General features: G+C 70.2%; 13 protein-coding genes and 1 pseudogene. 9 read left to right on the top strand and 5 right to left on the bottom strand.

Annotation, left to right across the window (positions count from 1 at the left end):
• Window positions 1–220: 220 nt before the first annotated feature.
• Together OGH68_RS25730 and OGH68_RS25735 are read right to left on the bottom strand one after the other, a co-directional pair.
• Window positions 221–2,116: an ABC transporter ATP-binding protein gene (locus tag OGH68_RS25730; protein ID WP_413471033.1), complete on the bottom strand. Its 1,896-nt coding sequence runs from the start codon at window positions 2,114–2,116 to the stop codon at window positions 221–223.
• Window positions 2,113–3,918, bottom strand: coding sequence for an ABC transporter ATP-binding protein (locus OGH68_RS25735; protein ID WP_264247345.1), 1,806 nt, complete (start codon window positions 3,916–3,918; stop codon window positions 2,113–2,115). Before OGH68_RS25735 ends, OGH68_RS25730 begins: the two co-directional genes overlap by 4 nt.
• Window positions 3,919–4,372: 454 nt before the next feature.
• On the opposite strand from OGH68_RS25735, the pseudogene OGH68_RS25740 reads away from it, so the two are divergent.
• Window positions 4,373–4,622, top strand: a pseudogene (locus OGH68_RS25740) (response regulator transcription factor); the annotation flags it as partial.
• Window positions 4,623–4,724: 102 nt separating this feature from the next.
• Here the strand turns inward: OGH68_RS25740 and glgX are convergent.
• A complete protein-coding gene (glgX, locus tag OGH68_RS25745) occupies window positions 4,725–7,016 on the bottom strand; it encodes a glycogen debranching protein GlgX (protein ID WP_413471034.1) in 2,292 nt (763 codons plus the stop codon).
• Between the two features lie 197 nt (window positions 7,017–7,213).
• Between glgX and OGH68_RS25750 the strand changes: the two genes are divergently transcribed.
• The 6 genes from OGH68_RS25750 (at window position 7,214) to OGH68_RS25775 (ending at window position 13,424) form a co-directional block, all read left to right on the top strand.
• Entirely contained in the window at window positions 7,214–8,437 is a 1,224-nt protein-coding gene (locus OGH68_RS25750) for a L,D-transpeptidase (protein ID WP_264247347.1), read from the top strand.
• 171 nt (window positions 8,438–8,608) lie between these two features.
• Complete coding sequence (locus OGH68_RS25755) at window positions 8,609–9,859, top strand: L,D-transpeptidase (RefSeq protein WP_264247349.1); 1,251 nt, start codon at window positions 8,609–8,611, stop codon at window positions 9,857–9,859.
• Between the two features lie 75 nt (window positions 9,860–9,934).
• Window positions 9,935–10,702 (top strand): enoyl-CoA hydratase/isomerase family protein, encoded by a 768-nt coding sequence (locus OGH68_RS25760; protein WP_264247350.1) that lies wholly within the window; start codon window positions 9,935–9,937, stop codon window positions 10,700–10,702.
• 367 nt (window positions 10,703–11,069) lie between these two features.
• A complete protein-coding gene (locus OGH68_RS25765; RefSeq protein ID WP_264247351.1) occupies window positions 11,070–11,573 on the top strand; it encodes an ATP-binding protein in 504 nt (167 codons plus the stop codon).
• Window positions 11,574–11,987: 414 nt separating this feature from the next.
• Entirely contained in the window at window positions 11,988–13,181 is a 1,194-nt protein-coding gene (locus OGH68_RS25770) for a hypothetical protein (protein WP_264247352.1), read from the top strand.
• A gap of 27 nt (window positions 13,182–13,208) precedes the next feature.
• Window positions 13,209–13,424, top strand: coding sequence for a hypothetical protein (locus OGH68_RS25775; protein ID WP_413471035.1), 216 nt, complete (start codon window positions 13,209–13,211; stop codon window positions 13,422–13,424).
• Window positions 13,425–13,480: 56 nt separating this feature from the next.
• On the opposite strand, the gene OGH68_RS25780 is transcribed toward OGH68_RS25775, so the two are convergent.
• A complete protein-coding gene (locus OGH68_RS25780; protein WP_264247353.1) occupies window positions 13,481–14,119 on the bottom strand; it encodes a GNAT family N-acetyltransferase in 639 nt (212 codons plus the stop codon).
• Between the two features lie 100 nt (window positions 14,120–14,219).
• On the opposite strand from OGH68_RS25780, the gene OGH68_RS25785 reads away from it, so the two are divergent.
• Entirely contained in the window at window positions 14,220–14,435 is a 216-nt protein-coding gene (locus OGH68_RS25785) for an EF-hand domain-containing protein (RefSeq protein ID WP_264247354.1), read from the top strand.
• 60 nt (window positions 14,436–14,495) lie between these two features.
• Here OGH68_RS25785 and OGH68_RS25790 read toward each other — a convergent pair whose 3' ends face one another.
• A complete protein-coding gene (locus OGH68_RS25790) occupies window positions 14,496–17,495 on the bottom strand; it encodes a DNRLRE domain-containing protein (RefSeq protein WP_264247356.1) in 3,000 nt (999 codons plus the stop codon).
• Window positions 17,496–18,166: 671 nt separating this feature from the next.
• Between OGH68_RS25790 and OGH68_RS25795 the strand changes: the two genes are divergently transcribed.
• Window positions 18,167–26,044: a ricin-type beta-trefoil lectin domain protein gene (locus OGH68_RS25795; protein WP_413471036.1), complete on the top strand. Its 7,878-nt coding sequence runs from the start codon at window positions 18,167–18,169 to the stop codon at window positions 26,042–26,044.
• Window positions 26,045–26,057: the final 13 nt, after the last annotated feature.

Genomic DNA, 26,057 nt, shown 5'->3' on the forward strand with positions numbered 1-26,057 from the left:
CGAACGGAAGTTCACACGGAAGTCTGCCTCTGTGAAGACGGTGTTGAACGGAACGGGGCTTCCGGTGGGGGCGGCTGCGACCGGTGTGGCTCATTCCGCACCGCGCGCGGCGCGCTGCGGGCGCGCCGTTGCACCGACACTGCCGACCCGGTGCCGGGGCGCTTCCCTGGCGGCATCGCCCGTGCCCCGGCCGCGCCGCCCGTCCCGGCGGCGCCCCGGCTCAGCCGACCACGCTGTCCCGCCACGCCCGGTGCAGGCCCGCGAACCGGCCCTCGCCGGCGATCAGTTCGTCAGGCGCGCCGTCCTCGACGATCCGGCCGTGCTCCATCACCAGCACCCGGTCCGCGATCTCGACCGTCGACAGCCGGTGCGCGATCACCACCGCCGTACGGCCCTCCAGGACCGTGTCCATCGCCCGCTGCACCGCCCGCTCGCCGGGAATGTCCAGCGAACTCGTCGCCTCGTCGAGGATCAGCACCGCCGGGTCGGCGAGCAGTGCCCGGGCGAAGGCCACCAACTGCCGCTGCCCCGCCGAGATCCGGCCGCCGCGCTTGCGCACGTCCGTGTCGTACCCCTCGGGCAGGGAAGCGATGAAGTCGTGGGCGCCGATCGCCTTCGCCGCCTGCTCGATGTCCGCCCGGGACGCCTCCGGCCGCCCGATCGCGATGTTCTCCGCGACCGTCCCGGAGAACAGGAAAGCCTCCTGGGTCACCATCACCACTCCGCGCCGCAGTTCGGGCACGGCGAGATCGCGCAGGTCGGTGCCGTCCAGCAGCACCCGGCCATCGGTCGGGTCGTAGAAGCGGGCCAGCAGCTTGGCCAGCGTCGACTTGCCGGCGCCGGTCGAGCCGACGACCGCGACGGTCTGCCCGGCCGGGATGGTCAGGTCGAAGCGGGGCAGCACCTCCCCGCCCGTACGGTAGGCGAAGCGGACCTGCTCGAACACGACCTCGCGGCCCGGCCTGCCGGACTCCCGCTCCGGCAGGGCGCGGGGCTCGCGCGCCTCCCGCACCGTCGGTGTCTGGGCCAGCAGGCCCGCGATCTTCTCCAGCGAAGCGGCCGCCGACTGGTAGGAGTTGAGGAACATCCCGAGCCGGTCGATCGGGTCGTACAGCCGCCGCAGATACAGCACCGCCGCTGCCAGCACACCCAGCGCCAGCGTGCCCCCCGCGACCCGGTACGCGCCCCACAGGACCATCGCCGCGACGGCGGTGTTGGCGACGAGCCGGGAGCCGACGACATAGCGGGCCATCTCCAGCAGCGCGTCGCCGTTGCGGCGCTCATGGCGGTGGTTGAGCACCCGGAAGTCGGCGTCGTTGGCCCGCTCACGCCGGAAGGCGCGCACCGGGCGGATGCCGTTCATCGTCTCCGCGAACTTGACGATGACCGCCGCGATCGCCGTGGAGCGGTTCATGAAGACCGCCCGGGCCCGGCGCTGGTAGAGCCGTACCAGGAGGTAGAGCGGGACGAACGACGCGACGGCCATGCCGCCGATCCCTAGGTCCAGCCAGAGCAGCATCGCCGAGATGTACACGAAGGCGAGCACCACACCGATGAGCTCCTGCAGCCCCTCGCTCAGCAGCTCGCGCAGCGACTCGACATCCGTCGTCGAGCGGGAGATCAGCCGGCCGGAGGTGTACCGCTCGTGGAAGTCGACGCTCAGCGCCTGCGCGTGACGGAAGATCCGGCCGCGCAGATCGAGCAGCACGTCCTGGTTGACCCGGGCGGACGCGCGGATGAAGGCGTACTGGAACGCGCCCGCGGCCCCCGCGCACAGCGCGTACCCCACGCCGACGGCGATCAGCGGGCCGTAGTCGTGCGCGCGGAACGCCGGGACGCCGCGGTCGATCGCGTACGCCACGAGCAGCGGGCCGGACTGCACCGCCGCCTGCTGGAGGAGCAGCAGCACGGCGGCGAGCGCGACACGGGCGCGTCGGGGCGCGAGCAGCGAGCGCAGCAGCGCCCCGGTCGCGCCCGGAGGCGCCGGGAGCGCGTCCTTGTCGAACGGGTCGTCAGGGGCCGGGGCGTCGGTGCGTCCCGGGACGACGCCCGTACCGGCGGGGGCCTCGATGCCGTCGGGGGTGTCCTGGGCGGTCGTCGGGGGCGTCGTCGTCACGGTGTGTTCCCTTCGGCGGCGCTGCGTTCGGCGTCCGTGCCGGACATCAGCCAGGCGTACTCCGCGTTCGTACGCAGCAGTTCGTGGTGGGTGCCCACTGCGGCGATGCGGCCCCCCGACAGCAGCGCGACACGGTCCGCGAGCATCACCGTCGAGGGGCGGTGGGCCACCACCAGCGCGGTGGTGTCCGCGAGGACCCGGCGCAGCGCCGCCTCCACCAGCGCCTCCGTGTGGACGTCGAGCGCCGAGAGCGGGTCGTCGAGGACCAGGAAGCGCGGCCGGCCGACGACGGCACGCGCCAGCGCGAGGCGCTGGCGCTGGCCGCCGGACAGGCTGAGGCCCTGCTCGCCGACCTGGGTGGCCGCGCCGTGCGGCAGGGCGTCCACGAAGCCGGCCTGCGCGATGTCCAGGGCGCGGTGCAGCTCCGCGTCGTCGGCGCCGCCCGCGCCGCCCATCAGGACGTTCTCGCCGACGCTCGCGGAGAACAGCGTCGGCTCCTCGAAGGCGACCGACACCAGCTCCCGCAGCCGCTCGCGCGGCATGGTGGTGATGTCCTGCCCGTCGAGCGTGATCCGCCCGCCGGTCGGCTCGTACAGCCGCGGTACGAGGGCGGTGAGCGTGGTCTTGCCGCTGCCCGTGCCGCCGACGAGGGCCATCGTCTCGCCGGGGCGCACGTGCAAGTCGATGCGGGCGAGGACGGGCGCGGTGCCCGCGGGTGCGTCGGGGTAGCGGAACTCGACGCCCTCGAAGCGCAGTCCCCCGTCCGTGCCCCGGGACGGCGGCTGCGAGACGGCGTCGTACGTCTCCTGCTCCTCCTCCGCGTCCAGCACCTCGAAGTACCGGTCCGCCGCGGTCGCCGCCTCCTGGCTCATGGCCAGCAGGAAGCCGATCGACTCGACCGGCCAGCGCAGTGCCAGAGCCGTCGAAAGGAACGCCACGAGCGTGCCGGCGGAGAGGCCGCCGTCCGCGACCTGGATCGTGCCCAGCACCAGCGCCGCGCCGATGGCGAGCTCCGGGATGATCGTGATCAGGGCCCAGACGCTGCCCAGCAGGCGGGCCTTGCCGAGTTCGGTGCCGCGCAGCCGCTCCGACAGGGCGCGGAAGGCCTCGGCCTGACTGCGGTGCCGGCCGAAGCCCTTGATGATCCGGATGCCGAGGACGCTCTCCTCGACGACGGTCGTCAGGTCCCCCACCTGGTCCTGCGCCTTCCGGGCGACCAGGGAGTACCGGGCCTCGAAGAGCGAGCAGACGAAGACCAGCGGCACGACCGGGAGCAGCAGGACGAGCCCGAGCGTCCACTCCTGCCCGAGCAGGATGACGAACCCGACGAGGATCGTGGTGCCGTTGACGAGCAGGAAGGTCAGGGGGAACGCCAGGAACATCCGCAGCAGCATCAGGTCCGTGGTGCCGCGCGAGAGCAGCTGACCCGAGGCCCACCGGTCGTGGAAGGCCACCGGGAGGCGCTGCAGATGCCGGAACAGGTCCGCCCGCATCGCCGCTTCGACGCCGGCGAGCGGCCGGGCCACCAGCCACCGCCGGAATCCGAACAGCAACGCCTCCGCGATGCCCAGCGCCAGCAGGAGCAGCGCGCCGAACCAGACCCCGCCCGGGTCGCGGCCGGCGACCGGCCCGTCGACGATCCACTTCAGCACCAGCGGGATGACGAGGCTCAGGCACGAGGCCACGACGGCGACGAAGGCGGCGCTGAACAGACGCGTACGGACCGGCCGGACGTACGGCCACAGCCGCAGGAGCGAACGCACGGCGGAGCGGTCCCGGGTATCCGAATGTGTTGTGGGCATCAGGTGCGAGCCTACGAGTGACCACTGACACGGCTCACGTGGTTTTCCGCCAGGCGGAGCACACCCGGTTCGGCTTGTCGTGGCCCGGAGCGACCGGCCGGTACTTCCGCGGGAGCAGTTCGGGCCGGGCCGACCGTCCGAGCCCCGCCACGCCGTGCGGGCCCGCGTCCCGCCACGCCGTGCGGCCACCAGGCCGGCCGGGCCCACCCCGGATCAGGCGGGGCCGTGCCGGCTGGGCCCGGGTGCTTCCCGCACGCGGGGCACGTCCCGGCGCAGCGCCCGTCCACGGCCGAGGTCGCAGTGCCGTGTCAACCGATCGGACGATGCCGCTTCGAGCGCGATGGGCGATGCCGCGGGCGCCGGCCCCGCGGGAGTCTTCGGGGCATGAAGATCGTGAAGTGCGGGCCTGATCGTCGTCGACGACCACCCCGTCGTACGGGACGGCCTGCGCGGCATGTTCGAGTCGGCGTCCGGCTTCCGGGTCCCGGGCGAGGCCGCCGACGGGGAGGAGGGTGTGGACCTCGCGCTGCGGCTCGACCCCGATGTCGTCCTGATGGTCCTGCGCATGCCCGGCGGCGGGGGAGTGGCGGCCATCGCGGAGCCGGCCCGCCGCGGCGCCCGGTCCCGGGTCCTGGTGCTCACCACGTACGACACGAACGCCGACACGCTGCCCGCCATCGAGGCCGGCGCGACGGGCTGCCTTCACCCACACCTTCGCCAAGCTCGGCGCCAAGGACCGTGCCGCCGCGGTGGCACGGGCGTACGACCGCGGCATCCTCGGCTGAACCGCCTCCTGTACGAGCGCCCTACGCCCGCACCCGCAGCAGGAGCACGGACCGGGCCGGCACCCGCACCACCGCACCCCCCTCGTGGACCGTGCCCGGCGGGGCCGCCTGATCCTCCTGCGAGGTGTCGACCACCAGCTCGTACGCCTCCGCCCACGGCGGGCCCGGCAGACGGAAGTCCACCGGCTGTGCCGCCGCGTGCAGCACCGTCAGGAAACTGTCGTCGGTGACCTGCTGCCCGCGTGCGTCGCGGCCGGGGATGTCGCGGCCCGAGAGGTACAGGGCGAGGGTGGCGGACCGGGCGTACCAGTCGCCCTCCGTCATCTCCCTGCCGTCGGCGGTGAACCAGGCGAGGTCCCGCAGCCCGTCCGCCGTCTGCGGCCGGCCGGAGAAGAAGGCGCGTCTGCGCAGCACCGGATGGCGGTGGCGCAGTGCGAGCAGCCGCCGGGTGAGCTCCAGCAGACCCGCCGGGCCGGGCTCGTCGAGGAGCGACCAGTCCAGCCAGCTGACCTCGTTGTCCTGGCAGTAGGCGTTGTTGCTGCCGCCCTGGGTGCGGCCCATCTCGTCACCCGCGACGAGCATCGGGACGCCCGTCGACAGCAGCAGCGTGGTCAGCAGGTTGCGCAGCTGCCGGCGGCGCAGCGCGTTGATGTCCGGGTCGTCACTCTCGCCCTCGGCGCCGCAGTTCCAGGACCGGTTGTCGTTCGTCCCGTCGCGGTTGCCCTCGCCGTTGGCCTCGTTGTGCTTGCGCTCGTAGCTGACCAGGTCGCGCAGGGTGAAGCCGTCGTGGGCGGTGATGAAGTTGATCGACGCGTACGGCCGCCGGCCGCCCCAGGCGTACAGGTCGCTGGAGCCGGACAGCCGGTAGCCGAGGTCGCGGACGTCGGGCAGGGCGCCGCGCCAGAAGTCCCGTACGGCATCGCGGTAGCGGTCGTTCCACTCGGTCCACAGCGGCGGGAACGCGCCGACCTGGTAGCCGCCGTTGCCCACGTCCCACGGCTCGGCGATCAGCTTCACCCGCCGCAGCACCGGGTCCTGTGCGATGACGGCCAGGAACGGGGACAGCATGTCGACGTCGTGCATCGAGCGGGCGAGGGCCGCCGCCAGGTCGAAACGGAAGCCGTCGACGCCCATCTCGGTCACCCAGTAGCGCAGCGAGTCGGTGATGAGCCGCAGCACCTGCGGCTGCACCACATGCAGGGTGTTGCCGCACCCCGTGTAGTCCGCGTACCTGCGGGCGTCCGGCTGGAGTCGGTAGTAGCCGCGGTTGTCGATGCCGCGCAGGGAGAGCATCGGCCCCAGTTCGCCCGCCTCCGCCGTGTGGTTGTAGACCACGTCGAGGACGACCTCGATCCCGGCGGCGTGCAGCGCCCGCACCATCCGCTTGAACTCGCCGACCTGCTGGCCCGCGGTGCCCGACGCCGCGTAGGCCGCGTGCGGGGCGAAGTAGCCGATGGAGTTGTAGCCCCAGTAGTTGACGAGCCCGCGCCGCAGCAGATGGTCCTCGTGCGCGAACTGGTGCACCGGCAGCAGCTCCACCGCCGTCACCCCGAGCCGCACCAGGTGCTCGATCGCCGCCGGGTGGGCGAGCCCCGCGTATGTGCCGCGCAGCTCCTCCGGGATGCCGGGGTGGCGCTTGGTGAACCCGCGTACGTGCACCTCGTAGATGACCGAGTCCGCCCACGGCGTCTTGGGCCTGCGGTCGTCCATCCACTCGTCGCCGCCCGCGTCGTCGTGGACCACGACCCCCTTGGGCACGTACGGGGCGGAGTCCCGGTCGTCGCGCACGGTGTCGGCGACGTGCTGCTCCGGCCAGTCGCGGACGTGCCCGTACACCTCGGGCGGCAGCCGGAAGTCCCCGTCGACCGCGCGGGCGTACGGATCGAGCAGCAGCTTGGCCGGATTCCAGCGCGCACCCGTCCAGGGGTCCCAGCGGCCGTGCACCCGGTAGCCGTAGCGCCGGCCGGGGCCGACGCCGGGCACGAAGCCGTGCCAGATCTCATGGGTCAGTTCGGTGAGCGGCAGCCGGGTCTCCTCGCCCGACTCGTCGAAGAGGCAGAGCTCCACGCCCTCCGCGCCGCCCGCCCACAGGGCGAAATTGGTCCCCGCGACCCCGTCGGGCCCCACCCGGTACCGCGCCCCCAGCGGCGTCGGCGCCCCCGGCCACACCGGTGGCCGGCCACGGGCCGTGTCCGGTCCGCGGCCGTCCCGCCCCAGGCGGCCCGCGGCCGCCCCGGCCACCGCCGAACGGGTGCCGGGCGGCCCGCCCGGCACCTCCTCCCGCACCGTCTCCTGCTCGGCTGCGCTCGACACCTGCCGGCCTCCCGCGGCTCGTCGGGCCCTGCTGGAGGTACTGCCAGGCCCCGGGGCTCCGGTGGAGCCGGCCCGCGGCGTCCCGGCCGCGGCGCCCCCACTCGTGGTCCTCCCACCATTTCTGCCCGCGCCGCCCCCGTCCCAACATCGCCCGCCGGCGACGTTGCCCGCGCAGGGTGCTCGTCGTTGACCGGTACGTGAGACATGTACTGATGCGGGCAGGACGCAGGGCCGCCGTCGCCCTGGCAGGGGCAGGACTGATCGCGGGCCTCGTCGGCTGCTCCGGCGGGACCTTCGGTATCGGGGACAAGCCGGGAGTGGAGGACACGATCCGGGTGACTCCCGAGGACGGCGCGAAGAAGGTGCGCCCCGACGACACCGTCGAGGTGCGGCTGCCGAGCGGCAGGCTGGAGCGGGTCACCGTCACGCGGATCGAGGACGCCGCGAGGACCGAGGTCGAGGGCGAGATCTCCGAGAACGGTCTCCGGTGGAGACCCAAGGAGGGCAGCCGTCTGAAACCCGCCGCCAAGTACAGCGTGGACGTGGTGGCACTGGACGGCCACGGCCGCCGGGCGGCCCGCCACACGACGTTCACGACCCTGGTGCCGGAGAGCCGGTTCATCGGCTACTTCAAACCGGAGAACCGTCAGACGGTCGGCACCGGCATGATCGTTTCCTTCGCGTTCAACCGGGAGATCGAGAACCGGGCGGCCGTCGAACGCGCCATCCGCGTCAGCTCGAAGCCGCCGGTGGAGGTCGTCGGCCACTGGTTCGGCAAGGAGCGGCTCGACTTCCGTCCCCGTACCTACTGGAAACCGGGTACCGAGGTCACCGTCGACATGCGGCTGCGTGACGTGGAGGCCGCGCCCGACGTGTACGGCATCCAGGACAAGACCGTCACCTTCACCGTCGGCCGGTCCCAGGTGTCCCGTGTCGACGCGTCGGAGCACACCATGCGGGTCGTGCGCGACGGGGAGCTGCTGGCGACGCTCCCCGTCACCGCCGGTGCGCCGAAGACCACGACGTACAACGGGAAGATGGTGGTCACGGAGATGTACGACGTGACGCGCATGAACGGCGCGACCGTCGGCTTCACCAAGAAGGACGGCAGGAGCGAGTACGACATCAAGGACGTACCGCACGCCATCCGGCTGACCACCTCCGGCACCTTCCTGCACGGCAACTACTGGGAGCCCGCCGACACGTTCGGCTCCACCAACGTCTCGCACGGCTGCGTGGGGCTGCGGGACGACAAGGGCGGCAGCAGCGAGTCGCCGGCCGGCTGGTTCTACGACCGGACCCTGATCGGTGACGTGGTGGAGGTCGTCGGCTCCAAGGACAAGACGGTCGCACCGGACAACGGCCTCGGCGGCTGGAACCTGGACTGGGAGCGGTGGAAGGCGGGTTCCGCACTGCGCTGACCCCGCCGGGTCCCTCGCCGGCCTGACGCACCCGCAGATCTGGGACCGAACAGTGACGTTCGAGTGCACATGTGGTGACCTGCGGTGTGATTGTCTATCGCCGTGCGCGCGTGAAGCGCGCGGGGGTGCAGGCCGTGGCGCTGCCAGGCCGTGCGAGGGGAGAACACGACGGTGAACGGGCAGCCGATATCGGGGGCATCGGCCGGAACCGGACGCTGGCGCGGGGGCGCCGCGCTGTCCGCTCTGGTCATGGGGGCGATGCTGGTACTGACCGCCTGCGGCGGGGGTGGGGGCTCCGGCAAGGGCGGTGACACGGATCCCGGCCGCAAGGACGGCAGCGGGAAGGTCGAGAACGCGGCCTCGCAGGCGGTGGTCACCATCACGCCGAAGGACGGCGCGGACGCGGTGGCGACCAGCGGCGCGCTCAAGGTCACCGCGGCGAAGGGCAAGCTGACCACGGTCGTCGTGCAGGACGACAAGGGCACGAAGATCGACGGCAAACTGGCGGCGGACGGCGCGAGCTGGGAACCGCTGCACCATCTGGCCGGCTCGACCAAGTACAAGGTGCACGCGATCGCCGAGGACGCGGAAGGCCGGGAGTCGGCCAAGGACACGAGCTTCACCACCCTCGTGCCCGAGAACACCTTCATCGGCCACTACACGCCGGAGGACAAAACCACCGTCGGCGTCGGCATGCCGGTCTCCATCAACTTCACCCGCGGCATCACCGAGCCGGAGGCCGTCGAGAAGGCCATCACGGTCACCACGGAGCCGTCCGTGCCGGTCGAGGGCCACTGGTTCGGCAACGACCGCCTCGACTTCCGCCCCGAGAAGTACTGGTCCCCCGGCACCAAGGTGACGGTCAGGCTCAACCTCGACGGCGTCGAGGGCCGGCCGGGTGTGTACGGCAAGCAGGCCAAGAGCTTCTCGTTCACCATCGGCCGCAGCCAGGTCTCCACCGTCGACGCGAGCGCCAAGACCATGAAGGTCGTGCGCGACGGCAAGGAGATCAAGAACATCCCGATCACCGCGGGCGCGCCGTCGACGACCACGTACAACGGGCAGATGGTCATCAGCGAGAAGTACAAGGTGACCCGCATGAACGGTGCCACCGTGGGCTTCGGCGGCGAGTACGACATCAAGGACGTGCCGCACGCGATGCGACTGTCCACCTCGGGCACGTTCATCCACGGCAACTACTGGGCCTCGCCGGGCACGTTCGGCTCGGCGAACGTCAGCCACGGGTGCGTCGGGCTGCGCGACGTGCGCGGCGCGTACGACAAGAACACCCCGTCGGCCTGGTTCTACAACAACTCGATCATCGGTGACGTGGTGATCGTGAAGAACTCCAAGGACAAGCAGATCGCCCCCGACAACGGCCTCAACGGCTGGAACATGTCCTGGGCCGAGTGGACGAAGTAGCACACCCCGCCGGGCCCGGTGCTGTGAGCAACAGCACCGGGCCCGCTCGCGTTAACGCGGACTAACCTTCGCCCCATGACCGTTTCACTCGAAGTCTCCGAAGGCGTCGGCACCATCAGGCTCGACCGCCCCCCGATGAACGCCCTCGACATCGCCGTCCAGGACCGGCTCCGTGAGCTCGCGGAGGAGGCCGGCCGGCGCGAGGACGTGCGGGCCGTCATCCTCTACGGCGGCGAGAAGGTGTTCGCGGCCGGCGCGGACATCAAGGAGATGCAGGAGATGGACCACACGGCGATGGTCGTGCGCTCCCGTGCCCTGCAGGAGTCCTTCACCGCCGTCGCCCGCATCCCCAAGCCCGTCGTCGCGGCCGTCACCGGCTACGCCCTCGGCGGCGGCTGCGAGCTGGCGCTCTGTGCCGACTACCGGATCGCCGCCGACAACGCGAAGCTCGGCCAGCCGGAGATCCTGCTCGGCCTGATCCCCGGCGCGGGCGGCACCCAGCGGCTGTCCCGGCTGATCGGCCCCTCGCGCGCCAAGGACCTCATCTTCACCGGCCGCATGGTGAAGGCGGAAGAGGCGCTCACCCTCGGCCTGGTGGACCGGGTCGTCCCCGCCGCGGAGGTGTACGAGCAGGCGCACGCGTGGGCCGCGGGGCTGGCCAAGGGCCCCGCACTGGCGCTGCGCGCGGCCAAGGAGTCGGTGGACGCCGGTCTCGAGACGGACATCGAGACGGGGCTCGCGGTGGAACGGAACTGGTTCGCGGGGCTGTTCGCCACGGAGGACCGGGAGCGCGGCATGCGCAGCTTCGTCGAGGAGGGGCCGGGCAAGGCCAAGTTCCTCTGACCGGGGCTGTCCGGCCTCGTTCTCCGAGTGGCGGCCCGGCTGGGCTGCCGTGGCCCTGAGGGTCCTCGGATTCAGTGGTCTCAGGGCGCTCCGGGCGGGACCTGACGGGCCGTGCGACGGACGTCGTCGGCGATGCGTCAATCGCATGAGCCGACAGGTCCCGCCAAGTGGCAACCTCGGGGCGCAGTGGCTCCGCCGAGCGCCGGTGTCATCCGTAAGTGTGGCATCGGCGCAGCTCAGCGCGGGTATCAGTGGCTGCATGAGGCCGGAGTCATATGCCGATCCACCCTCCCGGAACGCTTCATTCCGGGGCGCCTTTTCCCTCGGAACGCCTACACGGACGGTCGAGCCGGGTCATGATGGAGGCATGGCGGGCCTCGAGGGTGTGGGACAACCGCGGCAGCGCGTCGGCGCCACCGCAGCACGGTGGGCACCAGTCGCCGACGACGAACAGGCCCTCAGGATCCTCGAGTTGTTCGGCAGTCCCGTCGACGGCGAAGTGCGCCTCCCCTCCCGTCCCGAATCGGCCGCGACCGCCCGCCGGCTCACCCAGTGCGTGGTGCTGCGCCAGTGGTCGCTCCCCGCGCAGACCGGCGAGCACGCGGTGCTGCTCGTCTCCGAACTGGTCGGCAACGCGGTGCGCCACACCGGCGCGCGGGTCTTCGGCCTGCGGATGCTGCGCCGCCGCGGCTGGATCCGCATCGAGGTCCGCGATCCGTCCCGGGGGCTGCCCTGTCTGATGCCCGTCACCGAGATGGACACGAGCGGCCGCGGCCTCTTCCTCGTCGACAAGCTCGCCGACCGGTGGGGCGTCGATCTGCTGCCGCGTGGCAAGACCACCTGGTTCGAGATGCGCGTCACCGAGCGCTGACCCGGGACCCGGCCGCCCTGCGGTGCCGCTTCCGGACGCACAGAAGCCCCCTTGCGCCGGGGTGACGGCGCCGCGGGGGCTTCTGTGCGGAGCGCCGTGGATCGGGGGGGGTGTGTCCACGGCGGCTGATGTCGACCGGCCCGGGTCAATGGGGGTCGTGTCGTCGACTATGACAGACGGACGCCTCATCTCCAAACCCGCTAATCCTATCTTTTCAGAAGAACCGGACAATTCCTCAAGGGATCGTAGGTGAGATGCCACACTTGCCTGTCATTCCATGAACGGGTATCCCGACAGCGGAGTAATCCTTCGGTCGCGTGATCGATTCGGCCGATGCGGTCGCGCGACCCGCGCGAGCGACCGAATTGTGTGAATCATTACTTTTCCACGTTCTGCGCCCTACTGTGCTGTCCCGTGAAGACACCCCTGACGAAGCGGACCGCCGCACTGTTCGCGGGCGCCTTCCTCGTACTGCTCGCGGGCTGCGCCCAGGGCGGCGAGGGGGCCGGAGCGCGCGGCACCCCGGCGGCCGTCGCGAGCGCCACGCCCGCCGGGCCAAAGAAGGCATCGGTCGGAACGGCACTCCCCGGTATGCCGCCGGTCCTCGACCCCGAGGACGTCTACGCCGCCGACCGGCCCGGCATGCTCTCCCCGGTCGTCAAGGACTTCCCGTCCCGGGTCTACGTACCGAACACCAACTCCAACACGGTCTCGGTCATCGACCCCCGAACGTACAAGGTCATCGACACCATCCCGGTCGGGGTGCAGCCGCAGCACGTCGTGCCGTCGTGGGACCTCAAGACGCTGTGGGTCAACAACAATCGTGGCCACACGCTCACGCCGATCGACCCGGCGACGGGCGAGGCGGGCAAGCCCGTCGACGTGCACGACCCGTACAACCTCTACTTCACGCCCAACGGCAAGTACGCCGTCGTCATGGCCTCCCTGGACCGCGAACTCGTCTTCCGCGACCCGCACACCATGGAGATCAAGCACACGGAGCCGGTCTCCTGCTACGGCGTCAACCACGCAGACTTCTCCGCGGACGGCCGGTACTTCATCGTCTCCTGCGAGTTCTCCGCCGAACTCCTCAAGGTCGACACCGAGAGGATGAAGGTCGTCGCCCAGCAGAAGCTCCCGTTCGAGGGCGCCATGCCGCAGGACGTGAAACTCTCGCCGGACGGCAAGACCTTCTACATCGCCGACATGATGGCCCACGGCGTGTGGGTGCTCGACGGCGAGAAGTTCACCCAGCCCAAGCTGCTGCCCACCGGCAAGGGCGCCCACGGCCTCTACATCGGCCGCGACTCCAAGGAGATGTACATCCCCAACCGCGGCGAGGGCTCCATCTCCGTGTTCGACTTCGCCAAGGACGACCTGACGAAGAAGTGGTGGCTCCCGGACGGCGGCAGCCCCGACATGGGCGGCGTCTCCGCGGACGGCAAGGTGCTGTGGCTGTCCGGGCGTTACGACGCGGAGGTGTACGCCATCGACACCAGGAGCGGCAAGCAGCTCGCCCGCATTCCCGTCGGCAGCGGCCCGCACGGCCTCGCGGTCTACCCCCAGCCCGGTCGCTACTCCCTCGGCCACACCGGAGTGTTCCGTTGACCCGGTGCCCAACGCGCCCATCGGGGGGTGACGGCCACCACGTACGACCACGACCTCTACAAGCAGTGGAACAGCGCCTGGAACTACTACGTCGACGCCCCCGGGGGCGTCGATGCCAACGAGACCATCGGTGACACCCACAAGTGGGCCGCGCAGGTCGAGGTCGCCTTCCCCGGGGGTGTCGCACGGGACTTCGTCGTCGGGGCGTGCCCGTCGACAACGAGACCAAGCGCGAGATCGTGACCAGGTGCAAGGACAACCCGAACCTCCCCTGGCGCCTCTGACCTGCACGGTCCGCCTCAGCGGGCCGTGAGAACCGCCTCCGAGGCCACCGGCCGGTAACCGGCCCGCTGGAACGCCCGCACGCTGCGGGCGTTGCCCGGCGACTGCTGCGACCACACCACCGGGCCCGGCACCAGGTGCCGGGCCGCCGTCGCGAGCCGCGGCCCGAGGCCCCCGCCGCGTGCCTCCTCGTCGACCTCGACCGACACTTCCCACCGGCCGGCCAGCCCCCGGCCCAGGACCAGCACGCCGCCGTCCGCCGCCCACACCCGCACCTCGTCACGCCGCTTCAACGCGGCCGCCACGCGAGGGTGTTCGCGGTCCTCGATCTCCCGCAGCCCGATCTCCGGGGAGCCCGGCAGCGCGTCCGCGACCGTCACCAGGTCGATGGTGTCCATCCGACGGCCCGTGCGGGCCATCAGCGCCGCCAGGAAACCCGGATTCATCGTGGCGGCCAGCCGGTCCGAGTTTGTGGCCGCCAGCTCGGCCCGTACCCACTCGGGGTCCTCGGCGGTGAAGACGACCGAGTGCGCGGTGAACGCCACCACGCCCTCCTCGCGGGCGCCGGGCCGGCCGACCACCGTCACCGCGCCGTCCGCCGGCGGGAAGCGCCCCTCCGCGGCCTCCGCCAGAATGCTCGCCAGTGCCTCACTCATCCCGTACCTCCCCGCTCGCCCTGCGCCCTCCCCTCCATGATCGCCGACACGGGCCGATAATCTGACCCCCGTCAGCAATGCACCAAGAAGGGGTGGACCTGTGGCGGACATCGAGGAAGCACGCAAGGCGTTCGACCGTTACGACGCGGACGGCGACGGCTTCATCACCGCGGCCGAGTACAAGACGGCCATGGCTCAGATGGGCGACTGGAACGTCACCGAGTCGGTGGCCGAGGCCGTGATCGCCGCACAGGACACCAACAGCGACAAACTGCTGTCGTTCGACGAGTTCTGGGCGCACCTGAACAAGGCCTGAGGCGAAGCACGGCTGCCCCGCCCCCGACGTCGGGGGCGGGGCAGCGGCATTGCGTCAAGCTCAGCCGAAGCTCTTGACCGCGCTCCAATCCGTGCTAAGGATCACGTTCGGCGTCGGTGACCCGACGCTCGTCTTCGACGGGTGATGGACCGACGTCTTGCCGTCCGTGCCGGACCGGGCCCACATGTCGGGCACCCGGTCACCGTTGAGGTCGGGTACGCCGATGATCGCCGACACCTGTGACTGCGTCCACCCGGTCCCGTACAGCACATCACCGTCGCGGGACGCGGCCGCCGTGGTGAGCGACGCGAGTTCGACGCTGTCCGCCTGCGGGCCCGGCTTTCCGTGGCGGACGTACACGTTGCCGTTGTCCGGGTTGCGCCACACCAGGTCGGGTGTGCCGTCGAGGTCGGCGTCCGCCACGTTGACGATCTCCCGGCCCGGTCCCCAGGCACTGCCGTTCATCAGGGTCGCCTGCTGGAAGCTCGCGCCCGTGTACCCGGTGAGCGCCCAGTAGGCGTTGCCGGCGCGCAGGAACAGGTCCGGCAGTTTGTCGCCGGTCACGTCCCCGACCGCCTTGATCTGTGTCCACGTCGACGGGGCCGGGGCGTTCGACGGCAGCCGGACGCGCAGGCGCTTGTCCACGTTGAAGCTGCCGTAGCCGTCCCCGGGGTACAGCCAGAAGCCACCGTCGGGTGTCCGGGCGAACAGATCGGTCGTGCCGTCGCCCGGGTAGGTGTCGGAGTGTTTGGCGATCAGAGCCGCTTCTCCGTTGGCGGGGTCGTACCAGTGACCGGCCGGGTTGAGCTTGTTGTCGGAGGTGTAGGAGGCGTCGAGGTAGCTGTAGAGGTCACCGTCGATGCCGCCCATCAGAGTCTGCAACTCGCCGGCCGCGTTGATGATGAGCAGATCGGGCCGCCCGTCACCGCTTGTGTCGCCCGGGCCGTCAGGCATGTCGCCCGGCGGTAGGTAGAACGTGTAGTTGGTGCGCTGGCTGCGGTTGCCGTAGGCGTCGAAGGCGTAGACCGTCAACGTGGTCGGGCCGGAGTGCGGAGGCTTCAGGTCCGGAATCGTGGCCCGGCCGTTCGTGGCCTCGACCACCTTGTACCCGACGCTTTCGAAGGCGTAGTGGAACGTCGCGGCGTCCTGGGCGCTGAAGGTGATGGAGCCGGTCTCGCCGAACTTCACCGTCGCCCAGGTCATGCCGTCGTCAGTCGCCTGCTTGAACACCTCGGTCTCGATGTCCGGAGCCGGCGGGGCATCACCGTCGACGGTGATCCGGCAGGGCTCCGTACCCGGCGGGAAGAAGCTGGAGACGGCGCCTTCGGTGTCCTCCGCGCGCACGTCCCAGGCGTAGGTGACGCCGTCGGCCAGCGACTCGGAGGGGACCTCCAGGGTGGCCTTGCCGTTGCTGAGGGGTGTTCGGAGGTTGCCCGCGGGCGCCGGAGTGCCGGTCTTCCAGAAGCGGAACCGCAGGCTCTTCAGGTTTCCGTCGGGGTCGGTCGCCGACGCGGACAGCGTCAGGTCGGTCTTGCCGACCGTCCGACCCAGACCCGGACCGGGGACGCAGGCGCCTCCCGGAGTGGTCGTACCGCCTGTGGGCTCCTGGGGCGCCCGGTTGTAGTCGACCTCGAGGGTGGCGGAGGTCGCGCGGAACTTGCGCCAGGTCTTGGTGTCGTTCTCGCTGGTGGCGTGCATGCCGAGCGTGATGCTCGACGACCCGGCGTCGGCGCCCTTCTGCGCGGCGTTCTGCACGTTGAACTCCACGTACTCGTCCAGGCAGCCGGAGCCGTAGCCGTGTGCGAAGGACTTCGCCTCCTGCAGCGTGCCCCAACTCGGCTGCTTGTTCCAGGTGGTGCCGGACGAGATGGCGCCGGTCATCTTCAGCTGGAACTGGCGGGGATCGCACGACCAGGAGTGGTTGTTGAGCACCTTGAAGACGCCTCGGGTGACCTTTGCGCCCTTGAGGCTGCTGGAGTACCCCATGCGCCAGAAGGAACGGGCCGTTCCCCCGGTGTCGTCCTCGTGGCCGACTCTGGCGTCCGACGTGCCGGAGTTGAAGTTGGTGCCGTTGTAGAAGCTGGTGTTGGGATAGGGCTTGTACGCGGTCGTCCAGGCATTCCAGCCGCTTCTCAGTGTCGGGTCCACGAAGACGGGGAACCGGACCTCCGGGTCGTCGAACACCCCGGTCGCCGCCGCGTCGAGGTGCAGCAGGGCATCGCCGGTGCCATCGCCGTCGAGCCGTGAAGGCATGGGGGACTGGTGCGCCCCGGGTTCGACGCCGGCGAGTCCGGAGAGCTTCAACACGTCGGCCGCAGTGGCCACGGAGGTGCTGACGGGAGCCTCCGGGGCTTCGGGGTTGCGCCCCGCGGAGTCCCAGACGAAGGGGGTCGGAATGGAGGTGATTTCCTCTCCCGATTCCTTGTCCACCACTTGGACCCCGCCGGTGGTCGCGTCGTGCTCGAACCGTGCGGTCGCCGAACGCAGCCCGAAGGTGATGTCCTCAAGTTCCTTCTGCTCGGCGGCCTCCGGGGTCTTGACGATCAGCAGCTGACCGAAGCCGCCCTCCTCGCGAGCCACCACCAGCAGGTCCACCGCGGGAAGCACCTCGGAGTAGAGCGCCCTCGGCCCGTCGAGCACCGGCTCCGGCAGCGCACCGGGCCAGGTGTAGGCGACGGTGTGCCCGGCGATGTCGACCTCCGCCAGGACGGTCGTCCCGGTCTCACCGCCGGGTTCCTCGTCGGCCCGCACGGTCAACGGCACGCGCCCGTACGAGCGGTCCGCGCGTCCGTTGGCCCTGGAGGCGTCCGGGAAACCGTTGGAGAAGCGCACCGGCAGCGGGGCGTTCACCGGCCGGACGCCGAGCGCGCCCGGGGCTTTGGCGGTGCGCCTCAGCTCGGTGTCGATCGCCGACCATGTGCCGTCAGCCTGCTTCACGCGCTGCGGCAGCGCGTGGATCCGGCTGCGCAACTGTCCGTTCGGCAGAGCCCAGGTGAGGTTGGTGGCGGTCGTCGCAGTGTCCACGAGGACCTGCTTGCCACTGCGCACCGCCAGGGCCATGGCGGCCGCCTCGTCACGGGGACCGGTCTTCGCAGGTGTGGCCTTAGTGGCCCGAGTTCCCTGCGGTTCTGTCTCGCCCCCCGGCCACCACGGCAGCAGGGCGGCTACGAGTGCGGCCAACAGGAGGCCGAGGCTGAAGGAAAGCCTGGTGCGCGTGCGCACGAACGGACTGAGCAGGCGGGGCGGCGGCGCGGTCACGGCGGTCTACTCCCGTGGGGACCAGGCGGAAAGGGGCAGCACGGACGGCCCCGTACGGCGGACCGCGGGGCAGAGGCGCGCACACGGTCACACGCGGTCGGAGATACGTCCACCTACACGAAATTCACCAATCCGTTACAGGTGCGGGGTGGTTGACTCGGCCGCACCCGACAACCGCTCTTTCGCGGCTTCTCCGCGAGCGTAATGGCGTAGATGGGTTGATCTTGACGATCCGTCCGAACTCTGCACGTTGTCGGTTTCTGATCCACTTCGTTCAGTGACGCATGTCACTTCGATCGTTTCGCCACGACCTTGGGTGATCTTGCGTGTCGCTGCGGTCATGGCAGAGGGTGCCAGGGCACATGCCGCAACCGGCGTGTGCTCTTTGCTGTATTCACAAGTCCTTTGCAGAACCTCTTCTTGTGCCTGGGTGGGAGTCGACGCGTATGCGTGCTTCAGGTCCGCTGTCGTGGATGGGGCGTGGTCGCCTGTCCGTGCCGGCCTCGGTCGGACGACGTCGCAGGCTCGGCCGCACGGCCACTGTGGTCCTCCTGTCGTCCGTGTTGACGGCGACCAGCCTCGGTGCACAGGCCTGGGCGATCCCGGGCGACGGAATGAGCCGTGAGCAGACGCAGGTCGATCTGCCGGACATCCCGGAGAGCGAGCCCACAGAACAGGACGAGGCCGCCGAGACGAGTCTGACGACCGCCGACGAGGTCCCGGCCGAGCCATACGTGCCGCAGGCCGTGACGCCCTGGCAGGAGGACAGCGGCACGGTGGACCTGACCGGCCTGCAGCCGGGCTCCACGCTTCCGGTGGCCGACCTCCCCGTGGAACTCGGTGTTCCCGAGGGCGCAGATCCCGCCACTCTCGCCGGCGAGTGGAAGGTGGACCTCGCCGCTCCGGAGGCATCCCAGACCGCGGGCGTCGCCGGTCTGATCATGCAGGTGACGCCGCCCGCGACCGTCGACCCGGCGGCAGAGGTCTCCCTCAGCGTCGTCACCACCGACTTCGCCGACCTGTACGGGCCGCAGGCAGCCGACCGGTTCGGCCTGATGCTGCTGCCGGAATGTGTGATCACGTCACCCGACAGTGGCGACTGCTCCGCCGACGGCGGGACCGAAACCCTGTCCGGCGACTTTGACGACACCTTCGAGCCGGTGCAGAGCACCGTGGAGGTGACCCCGGCCGAGGACGCCTCCGCCACGGCCGAGGGTGCAGAGCAGGCACCGACGAGGAGCGTCGTCACCGGCACGGTGCCCGTCGGGCCACTGCTGGGCGGCGCGGCTCCGTCCACGGCCACCGGCGCCTCGGTGCGCACCGCCGCACTGCCGGCGGTCGACTCCGCGAGCCCCCGCGTCGTCGGGGCCCTGGACACGGGAGCTTCGGCGGGCGGTGACTTCACGGCCACGCCGCTGCTGTCGTCGGGTTCCTGGGCGGCAGGGTCCTCCTCCGGCGCGTTCACCTACTCGTACCAGGTGCAGACGCCGGAGGTCGCGGGTGGCCTGATGCCGAGGGTCGCCCTGTCCTACTCCTCGCAGTCCGTCGACGGCCGCACCTCCGCCACCAACAACCAGGCCTCGTGGATCGGTGACGGCTGGGACTACAACCCCGGCTTCATCTCGCGTACCTACGCCAACTGCCGCCAGGACGCGGTACCGAACGAGAGCGAGCAGGAGCCCAACAACCGTACCCACCGCACCGCCGATCTCTGCTACGGCTCCGAGAACGCCACGCTCTCGCTCGGCGGGATGACCACCGAACTCGTCTGGGACAAGGACAAGCAGAAGTGGTTCACCGCCAACGGCGACGGCTCCAAGATCGAGCTGAAGAAGAACACCGACCTGGACAACGGTGACGGCGACGGCGAGCACTGGGTCGTCACCACCCGTGACGGCACGCGCTACCACTTCGGTCTGCACCGTCTGCCCGGCTGGGACGACAACGGGGACAACAAGGACGATCCGACGACCGACTCCGTCCTCACCGTCCCGGTCTACGGCAACCACCCGGGCGAGCCCTGTTACAAGGCGGGCAACTGGGCCGGATCCCACTGCACCCAGGCCTGGCGCTGGGGGCTCGACTACGTCGAGGACATCCAGGGCAACGCCATGTCCCTGTGGTGGAAGCGCGACACCAACCACTACGCCCGGAACTTCAACTTCAAGGCCCCGGTGGAGTACCACCGCGACGGCTACCTGAGCCACATCGACTACGGGCAGCGCAGCGACAGCATCTTCTCCGCCCCCGCCCCGGCCCGCGTGAGCTTCTCCGTGGATGAGCGCTGCTACGCAGAGGGCTCGCTGGCCTGCATTGATACCAACTTCACGGCCAAGGACCCCGGCAAGTACCGCATCTGGTACGACACCCCGGCCGACCTGCGCTGTGCCGCCCAGCAGAAGTGCTGGAACGCCGGTCCGTCGTTCTGGTCCCGCATGCGCCTCGACACGATCACCACCTCCGTCCAGCGGCAGCCGGGCACCACTGCCCGGCAGGAAGTGGACGAGTACAAGCTCACGCAGTCCTTCTCGGACCTCACGACCGGACCCAACACCGCCCTCTGGCTGGAGTCGATCACCCGTACCGGCTACGGGCGCAGCGGCGCGGCCGGCCCCAAGACCGATCTGAACGGCGTCCGTTTCGAGGCGCAGGACATGCCCAACCGGGTCAAGCGGGACAACCGGCCGGAGTTCGCCCGCCAGCGGATCTCCCGGGTCATCAACGAATACGGCGGCGAGACCGTCATCACGTACCGGACACCCACGGGTGAGTGCGCCACCGGCACCGGTCTGCCCGCGAAGGGCGACACCGCTGCGCTGAAGGCCAACGACCGCTTCTGCTACCCCGTGTACTGGCACCCCGACGCGGGGGCGGAGGACATCGACTGGTTCCACAAGTACGTCGTCAGCAGCGTCGAGGAACTTCCCAACATCAACGGCTCGTACGGGACCAGGACCGACTACTCGTACGAGAACCCGGCCTGGAAGCTCGCGGAGCAGGAGTTCACCAAGAAGGCCACGCGTACCTACTCCCGGTTCGCGGGCGTCGAAAAGGTCACCGTGCTCACCGGCGCGAATGACGACGTGATCGGCAGCAAGCGTTCCAAGGCCGTCACGCGCTACTTCCGCGGCATGGGCGGCGACGTGCCCTTGCTCGACATCACCGGCCTCTCCCAGAACGAGATAGCGAAGGACGAGGAGCCGTTCGCCGGACGGATCGCCGAGGAACTCACCTACGCCGACGCCGCTGCCGACGAGAGCGACTGGCTGACGCGCAGCGTCACCCACCCCGAAGCCACCCTCCTGGCCGCGCGCGAACGCGGCACCGGCCTGAGCCCGCTGCGCGCCTGGCGGGTCACGGAGCCTCGTCAGGTCTCGTACACCAAGTCCTCCGGCACCGGCGACGACGTGCGCAAGGAACGCGTCGTCGAGACCCGCACCACCCACGAGTCGACCTACGGTCTGCCCACCCAGATCGAATTCCTGGGCGACAAGGACAAGGCCGGCGACGAGTCCTGCACCCGCCTCGAGTACCAGCACGAGCCCAACCGCAACATCATCGGGCTGACCAGGCAGACCCGGACCAGCGCCTCCACCTGCGCCGACGCCACCTTCGACGACCTGGCCACGCTCAGCTCCGCCCTCCGCACCGCCTACGACGGCAAGGCATACGGCACGGCGCTCACCACGTCCTCCCGCGGTCTCGCCACCCAGACCTGGTCACTGAAGGCTGACGGCTCAGGCTTCCAGAGCGACGGAACCACCGGCTTCGACGCGATCGGCCGCGTGGTCCGGCACACCGACCCGGACCAGAAGTCCTCCACGATCACCTACGATCCGCCCACCGGTCAGGCGTTCAAGGTCATCGAGCGCAACTCCCTCCAGCACGAGCGGATTCAGGAACTCGACCCGGGACGAGGAGTCGCTCTCAAGACCACCGACACCAACGGTCACGTCAGCCACGCGGAGTTCGACCCCCTCGGCCGCCTCGTCAAGGCATGGTCACCGGGACGCACCCCTTCCGAGTCCGGGGTACCGGACTTCGAGGCCGTCTACACCATTCCCAAGTTCAATCCTGACGACGAGGACCGCGAGCCGCCGTACATCACCACCCGCGCACGCGGTCACGAGAACCGCATCGAGACCTCGGTCGCCATCTACGACGGCCTCGGGCGCGAACGTCAGACCCAGGAGCAGGCCACAGGCGGCGGCCGACTGGTCACCGACACCCTCTACAACAGCTCCGGCGAAGTGTGGAAGACGAGGAACGCCTACTACACCGAGGGCGCACCCGAGGGCGTGCTGTTCACGCCGCTGGCCGACACGGCCGTACCCAACGCCACCCGCTACATGTACGACGGCCTGGGCCGCGTCGTGCGGGAACTGCCGATCCTGAACGGCGTGGCGAACGACGCACGTGCCACCCGCTACGAGTACGGGGCAGACCACTCAACCGTCATCAACCCGTCGGGCGCCGCCTCCTACCGGATGTACTCCGACGCCCTCGGCCGCACCGCCCGCCTCGACACCTTCACCGACGCGGCCCGCACCGAGAAGACCTCGATGCGGTACACGTACGACGAGCGGGGCATGCTGCGGAGGGTCACCAACTCCGCCGCCCCGGACAGCCCCTGGACCTGGACCTACGACCACCGGGGTCGCATGGTCACGGCCACCGACCCGGACACCGGCACCACCCGCACCACCTATGACCACCGGGACCGGCCGCAGACCGTCACCAACGCCCGCAACATCACCGTCTGGACGGGCTACGACGAGCTGTCCCGCCCCAAGGAGCAGCGACTCGACAGCTCCGGCGGCACTCTCCTCAGCGCCTACACCTACGACACGGCCCCCGGCGGCAAGGGCCTGCCGGCCTCCGTCGCCCGGTACACCGACGGCCAGCCGTACACCATGAAGGTCGGCGGCTACACCGACGACTACGCACCGCTGTCGACCACGCTGACGCTGCCGCAGACCCTCGCCGACACCTGGGGCCTCGACTCCTCCTACACGTACAGCTACGGCTACAACGACAAGGGCCAACTGGAGTCGGCCACACTCCCGGCCGTCGGCGGGTTCGACGCCGAGAAGATCGTCACTCGCTTCAACAGCGAGGGCCTCCCGCTGTCCGTGTCCGGCAAGGACTGGTACGGCGCCGAGGTCGTCTACTCCCCGTACGGGCAGGTGCAGCGCTCAACGCTCGGCGCACAGCCCAACCGGGTCTGGACCCAGAACACCTACGACGAGGCCAGCGGCGCACTTCTCGACCAGCAGGTGTACCGCGAGCAGACCGGGGACAAGGCCGTCGTCGGCGGAAACCTCGTCTCGAAGCGCGCTTACGGCTACGACGACGCGGGCAACGTCACCTCGATCCGGGAGCACGCCCTCGGCATCGACGAGCGGCAGTGCTTCACCTACGACCCGCTCGGCCAGCTCACCAAAGCCTGGACCTCCAAGAACCAGGAGGACTGCGCCCCCGGCCCGATCGGCACCGACGGGACCGTCAACGTCTCCGACGGCAAGGACGGCTCCGGCTACTGGCAGGAGTACGAGTACGACCTGCTCGGCAACCGTTCGAAGCTGACCGAGAAGAACCCGGCCGGCGTCACCGGCAAGAACGCCGAGACCACCTACACCTACGGCAAGGACGGCAACCAGCCCCGCACCCTCACCAAGGTCACGAAGAACTACGTCGCCCCGGGCGGCGCGCAGGTCACCGCCGAGGCGGAGCGGCTGTACGAGCTGACCGGCGAGACCAAGTCCGTCACCTCGCTGGACAACGGCGACAAGCAGGAGCTGTCCTGGACGTACGACGGCCAGGTCGAGCGGATCACCGGCCAGGGCGGGAACGGGAAGTCCCCGTACGTCGGCCTGGCGGACAAGTGCCTCGACCTGTGGCTCGGCCGCACCGACCCCGGCCAGCCGATCCTGCTCCACGGCTGCAACGCCTCCCCGGCGCAGAGCTGGACCTTCACCCCTGTGCCGGGCCAGGCCGACGCCGACCTCGGCACGCTGACCATCTACGACAACTGGTGCGTCCAGCCGACCGGAAGCACCGCGGGCTCGGCGCTGCAGCTGCAGAAGTGCGACGGCTCCGCAGCCCAGCGGTTGAAGCGCACCGCCGCCGGACAGCTGACGCACGTCGCCTCCGGCCTGTGCCTCGCGGTCAAGGACGGTGCCGGCGTCGACAAGACCCCGATCGTGCTGACGACCTGCTCAGCCTCCTCGACGGCCCAGCAGTGGGAGCCGCAGAACGAGACCCGTCACATCTACGGCCCCGACGGCTCCCGGCTGCTCACCATCCAGGGCCGGCAAGCCACGCTCAACCTCGGCGAGGCCCAGGTCACCGTCCAGAAGGGCGGCGCCCTGGTCAACACCCAGCGCTCCTACGGGGCTCCCGGCGGCTCGGTCATGCGCTACGGCAACGGCAACGGCGCCGAGTCGCTCGTCGCCCTCGCCGGCGACCACCAGGGCAGCCCGTACGCCGAGGTCGCCCTCAGCGGAGACATGACGGTCCGGATCCGCAAGCAGGACCCGTTCGGCAACCAGCGCGGCACCGACACCGTCGGCGTCAACATGCAGACCCGGACCGGGTTCCTGGGCGCCGTCCGGGACGACGCCTCCGGCTACACCCCGCTCGGCGCCCGCCTCTACGACCCGGTCGTCGGCCGCTTCCTCTCCGCCGACCCGGTCCTCGACCTGGCCGACCCGGTCCAGGCCAACGGCTACGCCTACGCCCACAACAACCCGGTCACGCTGTCGGATCCGACCGGTCTGGCGGTGGCCCTGAACGCCTCGGAGCGGGCAGCGGCACTCGCCGGCGCGGGCCTGAGCCCGGCGCAGGTCGCGCAGGCGCAGGCGACCATGGGCAAGTCGCTGACCTCGGTGATCCTTGCGGCGGCGTGGGGTGTGCTGTCGGACTTCATCGGCCTCGGGGACGCGATGGCCTGCTTCGGCGGGGACATGTGGTCTTGCGGCAGCCTGATCCTCGGAGCGATCCCCTGGACCAAGCTGGGCAAGATCCCGTCGGTGCTGAAGGCGATCGACCGGACGATCTCCGCGATCAAGGCGTTCCGAGCGGCGAAGAAGGCGGCCGAAGCCGTCCTGGCCGCGGCGCGGGCGGCGGAGAAGGCTGCGCTCGCAGCGAAGAAGGCGGCGATCGAGAAGGCCAAGAAGGCGGCGCAGGCCGCCAAGAAGAAGGCCGCAGACAAGAAACAAACGACCAGTAACAAGGCCGTCAACAATACGAAGAAGACCGGTAACCCGGTCCAGAAGCAGGCCCAGGCCAAGTCCAACCCCAAGGGCTCCTCCGCATCCGCGACCCACGGTGGCAAGGGCTCCGGCGGAGGAGGCAAGAGCGCGGACAAGCCCGGCGGTTCGTCCGGCGGCTCCTCCCGATCCTCGGGCGGCAGCAGCGGAAGCGGCGGCAGCGGCAAGACGGGCGAGGGCAGCGGCGGCTGTTCGACGAGGAACAGCTTCACCCCGGGCACCAAGGTGCTGATGGCCGACGGCACCACCAAGCCGATCGAGGACGTCAAGGCCGGCGACAAGGTCCTGGCCACGGACCCGAAGACGGGTGAGACCCGGGTCGAGACGGTCACCGCCGAGATCAAGGGTGAGGGCCTCAAGTACCTGGTCAAGGTCGTCATCGATGTCGACGGCTCATCCGGCACGAAGACGGCAGAGGTCACCGCGACCGACGGCCACCCCTTCTGGGTCCCCGAGCTCGGTGAGTGGATCGACGCCACCGACCTGCGCTCCGGCCAGTGGCTCCGCACCAGCGCCGGCACCCACGTCCAGATCACGGCCGTCACCCGCTGGACCAGTCAGGGCGCCACGGTCCACAACCTGACCGTCTCCAACGTCCACACGTACTATGTGCTGGCGGGGGCTACGCCGGTTCTCGCCCATAACTGTGGGACCGGTGACTCCGACAGCTTGTCGGATAGCGGTGGGGGCACATCCGGTGGTGCGACGCGCACGGACATGCCCTACCGCGGCGACGGCGAGACTGTTCTTCACGGTCACGGATCCTGGCGTCCTGAGAACGGAACAGTGACAGTCCCTGAAGGCACCTTCGTTGCCTTCTACGGGGAGCACGGATTTACGATCTCCAGGCAACAGGGGATGAGGATCTCTGGCCCTGGGGGCCCGCGGATGACACCGGTTGCAGTTGCCGGCCCAGGGGATGAGATCCCCAACTACACTCTGGCACCGCTGGGTCCGGGGTTCACATTCCGGAACGGATCAACTGTTGTTGAGGCAAGGACGCTGCTCAGTGACTTGCTTCAGCCGAACATGGGAACCTGCCATTGGGCAGCCTGTCGAGGGGGTAGAAACCCCAGATAGTATGGGCCAGGGC

The sequence above is a fragment of the Streptomyces peucetius genome (genome assembly GCF_025854275.1).
Lineage (GTDB): Bacteria > Actinomycetota > Actinomycetes > Streptomycetales > Streptomycetaceae > Streptomyces > Streptomyces peucetius_A.

Coding starts and splice junctions, on each gene's coding strand:
- OGH68_RS25765 (WP_264247351.1), top strand. CDS start 11,070: ATGGCGGGCCTCGAGGGTGTGGGACAACCGCGGCAGCGCGTCGGCGCC.
- OGH68_RS25780 (WP_264247353.1), bottom strand. CDS start 14,119: ATGAGTGAGGCACTGGCGAGCATTCTGGCGGAGGCCGCGGAGGGGCGC.
- OGH68_RS25795 (WP_413471036.1), top strand. CDS start 18,167: ATGGGGCGTGGTCGCCTGTCCGTGCCGGCCTCGGTCGGACGACGTCGC.
- OGH68_RS25760 (WP_264247350.1), top strand. CDS start 9,935: ATGACCGTTTCACTCGAAGTCTCCGAAGGCGTCGGCACCATCAGGCTC.
- OGH68_RS25790 (WP_264247356.1), bottom strand. CDS start 17,495: ATGGCCCTGGCGGTGCGCAGTGGCAAGCAGGTCCTCGTGGACACTGCG.
- OGH68_RS25735 (WP_264247345.1), bottom strand. CDS start 3,918: ATGCCCACAACACATTCGGATACCCGGGACCGCTCCGCCGTGCGTTCG.